This window comes from Chryseobacterium sp. SORGH_AS_0447, assembly GCF_030818695.1.
Lineage (GTDB): Bacteria > Bacteroidota > Bacteroidia > Flavobacteriales > Weeksellaceae > Chryseobacterium.
The window spans coordinates 3,170,335-3,183,057 of sequence record NZ_JAUTAR010000001.1 but is presented as its reverse complement, the minus strand read 5'-3'; the positions used below and the strand labels follow the sequence as shown (position 1 = coordinate 3,183,057).

At 42.2% G+C, this 12,723-nt stretch carries 10 protein-coding genes; 9 read left to right on the top strand and 1 reads right to left on the bottom strand.

Translation table 11 applies throughout. The annotated features are described in order from the left end of the window. From egtB to QE422_RS14540, 5 genes are all read left to right on the top strand, one after another. A complete protein-coding gene (egtB, locus tag QE422_RS14560) occupies positions 1–1,182 on the top strand; it encodes an ergothioneine biosynthesis protein EgtB (RefSeq protein WP_307459841.1) in 1,182 nt (393 codons plus the stop codon). A 208-nt stretch (positions 1,183–1,390) separates the two neighbouring features. Next, positions 1,391–2,281, top strand: coding sequence for an aspartate carbamoyltransferase catalytic subunit (locus QE422_RS14555; protein WP_307459839.1), 891 nt, complete (start codon positions 1,391–1,393; stop codon positions 2,279–2,281). 119 nt (positions 2,282–2,400) lie between these two features. Further along, entirely contained in the window at positions 2,401–3,483 is a 1,083-nt protein-coding gene (locus QE422_RS14550; RefSeq protein WP_307459835.1) for a carbamoyl phosphate synthase small subunit, read from the top strand. Between the two features lie 156 nt (positions 3,484–3,639). Beyond that, on the top strand, positions 3,640–6,822 hold the full coding sequence (carB, locus tag QE422_RS14545) for a carbamoyl-phosphate synthase large subunit (protein ID WP_307459830.1): 3,183 nt from the start codon (positions 3,640–3,642) through the stop codon (positions 6,820–6,822). Positions 6,823–7,026: 204 nt separating this feature from the next. Next, positions 7,027–9,393, top strand: a complete 2,367-nt coding sequence (locus tag QE422_RS14540) for a TonB-dependent siderophore receptor (protein ID WP_307459827.1) — start codon at positions 7,027–7,029, stop codon at positions 9,391–9,393. Between the two features lie 345 nt (positions 9,394–9,738). Here QE422_RS14540 and QE422_RS14535 read toward each other — a convergent pair whose 3' ends face one another. Further along, on the bottom strand, positions 9,739–10,341 hold the full coding sequence (locus QE422_RS14535; RefSeq protein ID WP_307459826.1) for a hypothetical protein: 603 nt from the start codon (positions 10,339–10,341) through the stop codon (positions 9,739–9,741). 250 nt (positions 10,342–10,591) lie between these two features. Here QE422_RS14535 and QE422_RS14530 point away from each other — a divergent pair, with 250 nt between their 5' ends. From QE422_RS14530 to QE422_RS14515, 4 genes are all read left to right on the top strand, one after another. Beyond that, the gene (locus tag QE422_RS14530) at positions 10,592–11,197 is read left to right on the top strand and encodes a DUF2911 domain-containing protein (protein WP_307459823.1); all 606 of its coding nucleotides are present in this window, start codon (positions 10,592–10,594) and stop codon (positions 11,195–11,197) included. A 3-nt stretch (positions 11,198–11,200) separates the two neighbouring features. Beyond that, on the top strand, positions 11,201–11,716 hold the full coding sequence (locus QE422_RS14525; RefSeq protein ID WP_307459822.1) for a GNAT family N-acetyltransferase: 516 nt from the start codon (positions 11,201–11,203) through the stop codon (positions 11,714–11,716). Between the two features lie 7 nt (positions 11,717–11,723). Beyond that, on the top strand, positions 11,724–12,095 hold the full coding sequence (locus QE422_RS14520; protein ID WP_307459819.1) for a cupin domain-containing protein: 372 nt from the start codon (positions 11,724–11,726) through the stop codon (positions 12,093–12,095). A gap of 245 nt (positions 12,096–12,340) precedes the next feature. Continuing rightward, positions 12,341–12,718, top strand: coding sequence for a PEGA domain-containing protein (locus QE422_RS14515; protein ID WP_307459816.1), 378 nt, complete (start codon positions 12,341–12,343; stop codon positions 12,716–12,718). Positions 12,719–12,723 lie beyond the last annotated feature (5 nt).

Here is a 12,723-nt window from a genome sequence, read left to right as displayed (position 1 = left end):
ATGGTCGAACAAAATATTCTATCTAGGGAAAAAGTACTGCTGGAAAATTATACAAAAATCAGAAACCGGTCCGTTGAGATCTGTAAGCCGCTTGCTATTGAAGATTATGTCGTTCAGCCGGTGGTTGACGTCAGTCCGCCAAAATGGCATTTGGGGCATACCACCTGGTTTTTTGAAACCTTTATTTTGATTCCGAATTTTGAAGGATACGAAGTTTTCGATCCGCAGTATAATTTTGTATTCAATAGCTATTATGAAACCATAGGAGCAAGGGTGATCCGTACAGACCGGGGAAATTTAAGCCGTCCATCCGTATCGGATATTTATCAGTACCGGGAATATGTGGATGAACAAATGAATAATTTCCTGGCTAAACATCACCTGTCCGAAGATCTCAGCAAACTGTTTGAGTTGGGCTTAAATCATGAACAGCAGCATCAGGAACTGCTCCTGACCGACATAAAATTTATATTAGGCCATAATCCTTTATTTCCGGCTTATGATGAACATAACGATTTGGAAAAGATGGGAATCCGGAAATCAGGGATGATTTCTTTTCCGGAAGGGGTTTATGAAATAGGATTTGAAGGCGATAGCTTTTGTTTTGACAACGAACTGAACCGTCATAAAGTATATCTGAATGATTTTGAAATCTCTTCCAGCCTCGTAACCAATGCCGAATATCTTAAATTCATTGAGGATGGCGGCTATTCCGATTTTCGTTACTGGCATGCGGAAGGCTGGGACTGGGTAAAAGAAAACCAGGCAAAAGCTCCGTTATATTGGCATTTCGTTGATGGAAAATGGATGCAATACACCTTAAAAGGATTGATTGAAGTAGATGCTGAAGAAGCGGTTACCCACATTAATTTCTACGAAGCTTCAGCCTTTGCTTCCTGGAAAGGAATGCGTTTGCCCACAGAAGCCGAATGGGAAGTGGCGTCGGAACATTTCGACTGGGGAAAGTGCTGGGAATGGACCGGAAGTGCTTATCTGCCATATCCGGGATTCAAAAAAGTAGCCGGAGCCGTAGGAGAATATAACGGAAAATTTATGGTCAATCAAATGGTTTTGCGCGGTGCTTCTATCGCAACTCCGGAAGGACACAGCAGGAATACCTACCGTAATTTTTTTCATGCGCAGCTGCAATGGCAGTTTACGGGGATCAGGCTCGTTCGTTAGTAGATGGTAAAATACTTTCTATTCTAAAATAAAAAAAACAATTACATTCTGTTTTGTCATTTTGAAGAATTGTTGTATCTTTGCACCTAATGAATAACACAGTATTTATATCATTAGAATTACCGGGCGTAGACGCCCTTTACGATATTTATTTATTTTAAGCGAAGATATTTTCTTCGCTTTTTTTTTGTAAAAATTTTAGAATATTATGTTTACGATTACAGAACTGAGTACCGAGAGAATCAACCGAATAGTACAGGAAGCTTTGGCTTTTGCAGAAGGGAAGACTGCCAAGATAGAAGGCGAGGTTTTCTGTTCCAACCTTTTTTTTGAAGACAGCACCAGAACCAAAACAAGTTTTGATATTGCCGAAAGAAAATTAGGTCTGCAGGTGGTGCCGTTCGACGCCTCGAACAGTTCCGTAAACAAGGGGGAAAGTTTATACGATACGGTAAAAACAATCGAAAGCCTGGGCGTAAACCTGGTCGTGATTCGAGATAAGAAAGACCGTTATTTTGATGAACTGAAAAACATTAAAATTCCAGTGATCAACGGTGGAGACGGTACCGGAAACCACCCGTCCCAGTGTATGCTGGACCTGATGACGATCTACCAGGAATTCGGAAAATTTGAAGGCCTGAAAGTAGGAATCGTGGGCGATGTAAAACACAGCAGGGTGGCCAATTCCAACGCCGAAGCGTTGAGAAGATTAGGCGCAAAGGTGTATTTCTCCGGCCCGGAACAGTGGTTCGATGAAGGAGCGCTGATCAACGGAACTTACCTGAGCGTTGACGAACTGATTCACGAAGTGGACGTTTTGATGTTGTTGAGAATCCAGCACGAAAGACACGACGCCAAAATGAGCTTCTCGGCTTCGGAATACCACAGAAAATACGGATTGACGAAGGAAAGGGAGAAAGCCATGAAAAAAGATGCAATCATCATGCACCCGGCACCGATCAACCGCGGCGTGGAAATCGACACGGATCTTGTGGAATGCGAACGTTCAAGGGTTTTCAGGCAGATGCAGAATGGTGTTTTTGCGAGAATGGCGATTTTAAAAGAAGCTTTGGAAAAAGAAGGGTATACCTTCAAATAATTGTAAAACGTATAAAGTAAAAATGTACATCGTAAACAAAACTAATTTAAGTACCGTACATTTTACAATCTTACAACCGACATTGTACAAAATAAAATAATAAGAGATAAAAGTTTAAAATGAAGAAAAAATTAATACTGGAGTCCGGTGAAGTGTTTCATGGAAAAGGTTTCGGAGCAGCATTGGAAACGGCAGGAGAAGTGGTTTTCAATACCGGAATGACAGGGTATCAGGAACTTATTTCCGACCCTTCCTACTGCGGACAGATCGTCTGCATGACGTATCCGCTTATCGGTAATTATGGTATTAACCGTGATGATTATGAAAGCATCGAGCCGGCCATTAAAGGGCTGATCGTGAAAGAACTCTGCAATTTTCCGTCTAATTTCCGTACACAGATCACCTTGGATGAGCTGTTTAAAAAGAAAAATCTTTCGGGAATTTCCGGCATCGATACCAGAAGGCTTACCAGAGTGCTTCGTAACCACGGCGTTGTAAAAGGAAAAATTGTAAATGCCGATGCCGACGAAAGCACGGTGGTTGCAGAACTAAAATCAACCACGTTCCCGACCAACCAGGTGGAAACGGTATCTACCAAGACACCGTACGCTAATCCGGGAAGAGGCTTAAAAGTAGTATTGGTGGATTTCGGTTCCAAACTGGGAATCATCCGTGAACTCTCTCAGAGAAACTGCGATATTACTGTCGTTTCCCAGGATGTAACGGCAGAAGAGATCCTGCTGATGAATCCGGACGGCGTTATGTTATCCAACGGTCCCGGCGACCCGGAAGACAACCAGCAGGCCCTGGAAATGATCCGCGGAATCTTAGGGAAAGTGCCGATCTTCGGGATCTGCTTAGGACACCAGCTGATCGGTCTGGCTTGCGGCGCAAAAACATTTAAGCTGAAATTCGGACACCGTGGAGGAAATCACCCGGTGCTGGATGTAGAGAAAAACAAAGTGGCCATCACTTCCCAGAATCACGGATATGCCGTAGATCAGGAAAGTTTAAAAGACACGGACCTTATCGAGACGCATATCGCACTGAACGACAGAACCAATGAAGGGCTGAGACATAAGATTCACCCTTGTTTCTCCGTACAGTACCACCCGGAAGCAAGCCCTGGTCCGGAAGATGCAAATTATCTGTTTGATGATTTCATCGATATGATGAACGAATTTAAAAGTGTACCGGTTTAACAATCCGTAACATACACAGATTTCATCGGTAAATATTGATGGAATAATGTATAAACCGAACCATGAAATGGTTCAACAACAATAACCACGGCCAAAACCGTGCAAAACAACAATGAATACGGATAACTTCCGTGACGGAAAAAACAAAAAATTAAAATGGCAAAACGTACAGATATAAAAACAATTTTGGTAATCGGTTCAGGACCCATCATCATCGGTCAGGCAGCAGAATTCGATTATGCAGGAACACAGGCATGTCTTTCTCTGAAAGAAGAAGGTTATAAGGTAATCCTTATCAATTCCAACCCGGCAACGATCATGACGGATGTTGAAATTGCAGATAAGGTTTACATCGAGCCGATCTCTCTTCAGTTTGTAAGTCACATCATCAGAAAAGAACGCCCGGATGCGTTGCTACCGACACTGGGAGGGCAGACCGGACTGAACATGGCGGTTGAGCTTGAGAAATCAGGGATCCTTGAAGAATGTAAAGTGGAAGTATTGGGAACCAAGCTTTCAGCGATCAACAGAGCGGAAGACAGAGACCTGTTCCGTGAGCTGATGAGAGAACTGAATGAGCCGGTACCTGAGTCTGATATCGTAAATACCGTACAGGGTGCTTTGGCCTTTGCAGATAACATCGGCTATCCGGTAATCGTTCGTCCTGCCTTTACGATGGGAGGAACAGGAGGCGGAATTGCTTCCAACGAAACGGAACTGAAAGAAATTGCAGAATTGGGATTAAAACACAGCCCGGTAACGCAGTGTCTGATCGAAAAGTCCATCGCCGGTTTCAAAGAAATCGAATACGAGGTAATGCGTGATGCCAACGACAATGCGATCGTGGTGTGTAACATGGAGAATATCGACCCGGTTGGGGTACACACCGGAGATTCCATCGTCGTAGCTCCTTCACAAACCCTTTCCGACAGAGAATACCAATTGTTGAGAAATGCTTCCCTGAAAATCATCAGGGCGTTGGGAATCGAAGGAGGTTGTAACGTACAGCTGGCTTTAGACCCGCTCTCTTTCAATTACTATATCATCGAGGTAAACCCGAGGGTTTCCCGATCATCAGCTTTAGCTTCCAAAGCAACTGGATATCCGATTGCGAAGATCGCTGCGAAAATCGCGGTAGGTTTAACACTGGATGAAATCATGAACCCGGTAACGGGAAAAACATACGCGTGCTTCGAGCCGGCTCTGGATTATGTGGTAACCAAATTCCCGAGATTCCCGTTCGATAAATTCGAAACGGCAGACAGAAGATTATCCACCCAGATGAAAGCTACAGGTGAGGTAATGGCCATCGGAAGAAACTTCGAGGAGTCTTTACAGAAAGCCATCCGATCCCTGGAAACAGGAATTAAGCACCTGGGACTAAAAACAAAACAGGCCCAGGCGCTTACAGAAGAAGAAATCGAAAGAAGAATTAGGGTGTGTGACGATGAAAGACTGTTTATTATCGGGGATGCTTTGAGAAGAGGGTACGACTGGGAGCAGATTGTCGAATGGAGCAAAATCGATAAATTCTTCATCTGGAAACTGAAAAAGCTGGTTGATTTCGAAAAAACCATCGCTGAAAATAAATTTGATAAAGAAACATTAATTGAAGCCAAAAAATTAGGTTTTGCTGATGTCAATATTGCGGTTCTCTGGAACGTAACAGAGCGTGAAGTATTCAATTTCAGAAAAGAAAACGGGGTAATGCCGGTATACAAAATGGTGGATACCTGCGCTGCGGAATTCGAATCTGAAACCCCTTATTTCTACGGAACCTACGAAGAGGAAAACGAAAGTATAGTTTCCGATAAAGAAAAGATCATCGTTTTAGGTTCAGGACCAATCAGAATCGGACAGGGCGTTGAGTTTGATTACGCAACGGTTCACTCGGTGTGGGCGATCAAAGAAATGGGGTATGAAGCGATTATCATCAACAACAACCCGGAAACAGTTTCTACCGACTTCTCGATCTCAGATAAACTGTATTTCGAACCGCTGACGGAAGAAGATGTGATGAACATTATCGAGCTTGAACAGCCGAAAGGGGTAGTGGTACAGTTCGGAGGACAAACTGCGATCAACTTAGCCGATAAATTAGCTTCCCATGGCGTTCAGATTTTAGGAACTACGCTGGAAGACTTAGACCGTGCAGAAAACAGAGATAAATTTGAAAAAGCGCTGCAGGAAATGAAGATTCCTCAGCCGTTGGGAAAAACCTCTGTTTCAAAAGAAGAAGCCATCGAAATTGCCAACGAAATTGGTTACCCGGTATTGGTTCGTCCAAGCTACGTGTTGGGAGGACGTGCCATGGAAATCGTATATACGGAAAAAGAACTGGCACACTATATGGAAAATGCAGTGGAAGCCAGCCCTGAACACCCGGTATTGGTCGACAAATACATGGTCGGAAAAGAAGTTGAGGTAGATGCCATCTGCGACGGTGAGACCGTAGTAATTCCGGGAATTATGGAGCATATCGAAAGAGCAGGGGTTCACTCTGGAGACTCGATCGCGGTGTATCCGCCACAGAACATTTCACAAAGCGAAATCGATACATTGGTAGATTATACGAAAAGATTGGCCAAAGGACTGAATGTAGTGGGATTAATGAATATCCAGTACGTTCTTTTCGAAGGCAATGTATATGTGATCGAGGTGAACCCGCGTTCATCAAGAACGGTTCCTTTCCTGTCTAAAATTACCGATGTTCCGATGGCTAACCTGGCTACCAAAGCGATCTTAGGTCAGAAACTGAAAGATTTGGGCTATGAAAGCGGATTGGTTCCAAACAAAGAAGGCGTCTTTGTAAAAGTACCGGTATTCTCTTTCTCCAAACTGACGAAAGTGGACATCTCCTTAGGCCCTGAAATGAAATCCACCGGAGAGGTAATGGGTAAAGATACTACGCTGGAAAAAGCCCTTTACAAAGGACTGGTTGCCGCAGGAAGAAAAGTGCCGATGCACGGTTCTATCCTCTTTACCGTAGCCGATAAGCACAAGCAGGAAGCAGCGGATCTGGCAGCAAGATTCCATGAAGTGGGCTTCAGGATCTGGGCAACGGAAGGAACGGCGAAATTCTTTGAAGAGAAAGGGATTCCTTGCAAAATAGGCTACAAAATAGGAGAGGAAAGTGTAAATCTTATCGATCTGATCCAGAAAGGAAAAGTACAGTATGTGGTCAACACCATGACGAAAGGAAAACAGTCTGAAAGAGACGGATTCCAGATCAGAAGAATGTCTGTAGAGAACGGTGTTCCTTGTCTTACTTCCATGGATACGGTAGAAGCCATCCTGAAAGTAATTGAAAGCATGAGCTTTAAAATGGAGACGATGTAATCTCATTTTACCATAAATTAAAACCTGACAGATGTAATATCTGTCAGGTTTTTTTATACTTAAAACACTGTTATTGAACGGTTTTTTTTTATTTAAATCAAATATTATCTACTCAGAGCCGTATTTAAAATGACATGACAAATATCATTAACTATTCTTATTTAGAAAAAATAAAAATAATGATATTTGCGGAAATTCTAAAGTATGAAGAAAATTTTGATTCCCTGCGTATGGCTTTCCGGGTTGTGTTACGGACAAGAGAAAACCTCTGATTCTATAAAATCCGCAAATATTGACGAGGTGGAAATCATCGGGACAAAATCTGTAATTGCCGATAAAAGTGAAACGGTCGGTAGGCTTCCTCTTAAAAACCTGGAAAATTCTCAGGTATACACAGGTATTACCAGCCGGTTGATTACTCAGCAAAAAATTTACAATCTGGATGATGTGGTGAGAAATGCTCCGGGGATCAGCAAAGGAACCGAAGGCTGGGCCGGGAATACCATTTATGGCGGAACAGAATATACAAGCCGCGGTTTCCCGACTCAGGTTAAAGTGCTGAACGGACTGGCGAATAATATTGCCGCAGTAAGTGATATTCAGAATGTTTCCAAGATCGAAGTCATTAAGGGCCCGTCAGCCACCTTGTTCGGAAGTATCATTACGTCTTATGGCGGACTCATCAACCGCGTCACCAAAAAGCCTTATGAAGAACAAAGCCTTTCTGTGGATATGAGTGCCGGAGGTTTCAATTTTGGAAGGGTAGGTATTGATGCCAATCTGCCGGTGAACAAAGATAAAACCTTACTTTCCAGAACCAATATCGCCTACAACAACCAGGGTACGTTTACCGATAATGGCGGCTACACTCAAAATATTTTTGTGGCTCCTTCTTTTTCGTATCAGCTGAACGACAGAATTAAAATTGACCTGAATACTGAATTCAATGCCCAGAAAGTTTCGGGAATGGGATCCAATGTGATGTTTACACTTACGCCGGCAGTCCTGAAGCAATATGTGGGAGAACTCCTGAAGAACGGTGGTGTTTCTCCTGCTTACATCAGTGCGGTAGTTTCAAAAATGCCCACTACTATTCAGGAAGGCTTTGGGACCAATAATGTTGCGGATTTCAATTTAAACAGAAAAATTTCATACTACGATAAAAACCTGGTTTCCCGGGCTTCGATCTTAAACCTGAATGGAAATGTAGAATACAAAATTTCCAATCAATGGAAATCGATCACCTCTATTAAATTTACACAGGGCAGTGATGACGGGTATGAAACGAGGATGATTCTTCTTCCCAATGTGGTAAAAGGGGTTGTTGCAGGATTACTGTCGGGGAACCTGGCCGGGATTGATTATGGAACTCCGGGTGCTGATTACATGGCAAGAATGTCCAGAAAATTTGAAGATACCTTCGATTCCCACCAGATCCAGCAGAATATCAACGGGGATTTCAAAATTGGGGACATGAGAAACAGAATTGTGATCGGGCTCGATTATTACCATCAGAATATTAAGTCGTCATGGCGAAACTTCCAGAGCAACAAATACGGTTCGCTGTTCGGTTATGCTTTCCAGAATATTTTTGACACCGTAAATATTAAAGAGCCGAACGCCAATTATTACAACTTTGAAAAAAACAGGCTCGACGGGCTATATCAGACATCACAGGTGGGCACAACGGATTTCGGCGGAATTACCAATATCTACAGTACGTATATTAATGACGTTCTCAATATTACCGATCATCTTTTGGTAAATGCCGGATTAAGATTTGACCGTTTTAATGCAAAAGGAATTTTTGACGGTACTACAAATAAATACAAAGACGGTTACAACCAAAGTGCATTTTCACCGAGATTTGGGATCGTTTACCAGCCGGTATTGAATAAAATTGCCATATTCGGAAATTACCAGACCGGATTTTCCAATGTAGGCGGTACTGATGAAATCGGAAATGTTTTCAGGCCGGAACATTCCTATCAGTTTGAAACCGGAGTGAAATATGCATTTTTCAATGGGAACTTCACCGGCACTCTCAGCTATTACAATATAACCGTTGAGGATAAAGTACGGCAGAATCCCAATAATGTCTTATTCAATATTCAGGACGGATCTCAGAAAAGCTCAGGATTTGAAGCGGAGGTTTTAGGAAACGTTACAAAAAACCTGAATGTAATGCTGGGCTATGCTTACAATGACAGTGTTTACGAGAAAGCCGATTCTTCGGTGAATGGTCTGCGTCCTGTTTCCGCAGGAGCAAAAAACCAGGCTAATATCTGGGTTCATTATCACTTTGATACAAATAATTTCATTAAAAATTTCAGTGTCGGAGCAGGCGCCAATTATGTAGGGGAAACCTATGTGATGAATCAGTATCCGGACGGGGCCCTTATTTCACCGGCTTATACATTAGTGAATGCGAAAATTTCTTATGACAGACCTTCTTATTCTTTTGCGTTAAGGATCAATAATTTAACCAATGAGAATATCTGGACCGGTTATACCACGGTATACCCGCAGATGCCGAGGCAGGTCGTCGGAAGTGTGGCTTTGAAATTTTAGCGGATATCGATGTTGCCTGTTTAAACAGAGAATCATTCTGAGCAGAAAACGAAGCCGGAAAAGTATTCCGGTACACCAGGATCGAAGTGCTCCGGAAATAGGCTTAATTCATTTTAAAATAAGCTTCCGTAAAATATTTGCTGGGCCTGATATAAACGGTTTTCCGTTCCGCATCGAAAATCCAGTTGAACCTTTTCAGGACATCGGCTCCGAGATAGCTTGCTTTCTGGGTTTTAAGGTCGCCTGTAAAAAATCCTGCCGAAACATTTTTCAGTGTAAAGCCTCCGATGTTGAGCAGGGGCAGAATTCCGTTTTTGGTAACAATGCTTTTTCCGGCTGAGTTTCTTAGTGTTTTTTCACCAGTGATTTCAGCTTTTGGTCGAGGTCTTTTCCATCAGCAAAGGCGTTGCTGTAAATAATCCCGCCGGAATATCCGGATTGCAGAAGAAAATCACCGGTTATGGTTTTCCCGTCAATGACATTCTCTGCCTGAATAAAAAGCTGACCGTTTCTGTACACCAATGTAACCGTTTGATAACCTTTCAGGTCAGGCATGGTTTCATAAACTAAAAACCGGTGGTTATCATAGTCGATCTTAAAAATTCTTCCTTTAAAAATTCCTGTCCCAATCTTTCCGTCGGCCTCGTGACCGGTAAGCTCATTATCAAATAACCGGACATCCCGATAAGTGTTTTTTCCTGTGGTTATGGTATTGCCGTCACTTATTCCGTCTTTAAAAATGATATGGTTGGCACTTCTTTTACGTTCCGGAGAAACAGAAGCTTCTTCCATGGCAATCTGGAACATCAGGTCTAAGGAATCTTTATTGTTTACCTGGGTTTTAACAATCAGGTTATTGTATTTCGTCATTCTGAACGGAATAATTTCCTGTGCGTTTATGGTGGAGAAAGAAAATAGAAGGAGTAGAAGCGCGGTTATTTTGTTCATTTGATGATTTTATCGGATGTAAAAATAAAATTAGTTTTTATCCGAACCAAAGAATAACGGGAAAGAAATTTAAAATACTCTAAAGTAATTCGTCGCTCAGCAAAAACAAACCATTATGACCTGAGCCATATTAAGCAGACAAAAATAATTTTAAGTCAAGACAACGTTCCGGTTTAATTTAACAAAATTTATCAGGCCCGGAAAATCATTTCTGTATTCAATTTCGTATTTTTAAACAAAATTTAAAAAAGTGAAAAAGTTATTATTTGCCGTGTGCCTTTCGGCTTCGGTTTTCAGTTTTGCACAGGAGTATTCGGTACCGGCGGCGAGTCCGCGTCAGAAAGTGGAGCAGCAGTTTTCCATGTCTAAAATTACCATAGACTATGGAAGACCGGGAGTGAAAGGAAGAAAAATTTTCGGCGAACTGGTACCTTACGGGCAGATTTGGAGAGCAGGCGCCAACTCCTCGACGAAAATTACGTTCGGGCAGTCGGTAAATTTCGGCGGTAAAATCGTTCAGGCCGGAACCTATGGATTGTTCATCGTTCCAACTGAAAAAGAGTGGAAGGTCATTTTAAATAAAGATTTCCAGCAGTGGGGGGCTTTTACGTATGATCCTAAGCAGGATGTGGTAGACATTACCGTTCCGGTAAACAAGCTTGCCGACAAGCAGGAGTGGTTTGAGATCACGTTGAACCCGACCGACGAAAATTCGGCCAACCTGGTGTTGAAATGGGACTATGCGCAGGCTGAGGTTCCTTTAAAGCCTTCAAAACCGGATGCCGTGACGAAAATCGCAGAAAAGCTGAAAGAGATCAAAAAAATTGAATCCGACGCGGCAAAAACAAAAAGCTAAAAAATGAAGTTTTCTGTTCAGACCCTTTTAGAAAACGAAAAATATCAGTTAATCCCCTTACAGCAAGGGGATTTTGAGTCTTTATACGAAGTGGCTTCCGATCCTCGGGTCTGGGAACAGCATCCCAACAGAGACCGCTATCAGAGAAAAGTCTTCGAAAACTTTTTTAAAGGCGCTATCGAAAGCCGGGGCGCTTTTAAAATAGTTGACAGATTGACCGGAGAAATGCTGGGCAGCACCCGTTTTTACGATTATGATGAAGAAAACAACAGCATCTTTATCGGCTACACCTTTTATGGGACAAAATCGTGGGGAAAAAAGATCAATCCGCAGATCAAGAAACTGATGCTGGATTATATCTTTCAGTTTGTGGAAACCGTATATTTCCATGTCGGAAAAGACAACATCCGTTCGCGGACCGCAATGGAAAGATTGGGTGCCAAAAACCTCGGTGAACATGAAGTGGCTTATTTCGGAGAACCTTCCCGAATCAATATCTTATACCAGATCCAAAAATAAATAGTTTATGAAAAAATTTAAAATCCAACAGAATCCGTTTATTGTTCCAACCACCGACGGAAAACTGATCGAAGAACATTGGGGAAACTCCAGCGGAACCTCAGACGTTTCCATTGCCCATATGATCGCCCCGGCAGGATGGAGCGAACCGCACCAGACCCCTGAGTTTGATGAATTTACTTACATCATTTCAGGGAAAAAACAGTTTGAAATCGATGGTGAAACTGTCGTCCTGGAAAAAGGGCAGAGCATTATGATCGAAAAAGGGGCAAGAATCCGGTACAGCAATCCGTTTCCGGAAGAATGTGAGTACCTTTCCGTCTGTCTTCCCGCCTTTTCCATGGAATCGGTACACCGGGAAGTAGAAGGGGTTGATTAATGCAATGTAACCATTTAATAAGGTAAAAGTGCAACAATTACTTATTCCGGTAATTGTCGCACTGTTTTTTTATTTCAATATTTAAGGTAATATAATCATCTGATAATTTAACGGTTAACAGTGTAATATCTCAACATTGATACATTGCTGTACCGTTATATTGTTACATTATTAAAAGCACATTGTTTCATTGTTTCAAATTTCGTATGTTCGCGAAAATTTTTAAGATTAGAAAAACTTAAACTATGAAAAACAAATTTTCAGCAGCCTTTTTACTGGGCGTTACTTTGTCCATGACTTCATGCGCAACCATCCTTACCGGAACCAAGGACAAAATCACATTTAATTCCACTCCCGAAGGTGCTAAAGTAATCCATAAAGGGATCGAAAAATGCACGACACCTTGTACCGCTGAGATCCCAAGATCTTTAAGCAAGCAAATGGTGACTTTTGAAAAAGAGGGGTTTAACACTAAAGAAGTGAAGCTTACCAAAACGTTCAATCCTGTTACTTTGGTTAATATTCTTTTGGGCGGAGCTATCGGTGTAGGAATCGATGCTGCTACCGGTTCTCTTACCAAATATTCACCTAAAGATTATAAGGTAGAACTGGAAGCAAAATAGTAAAA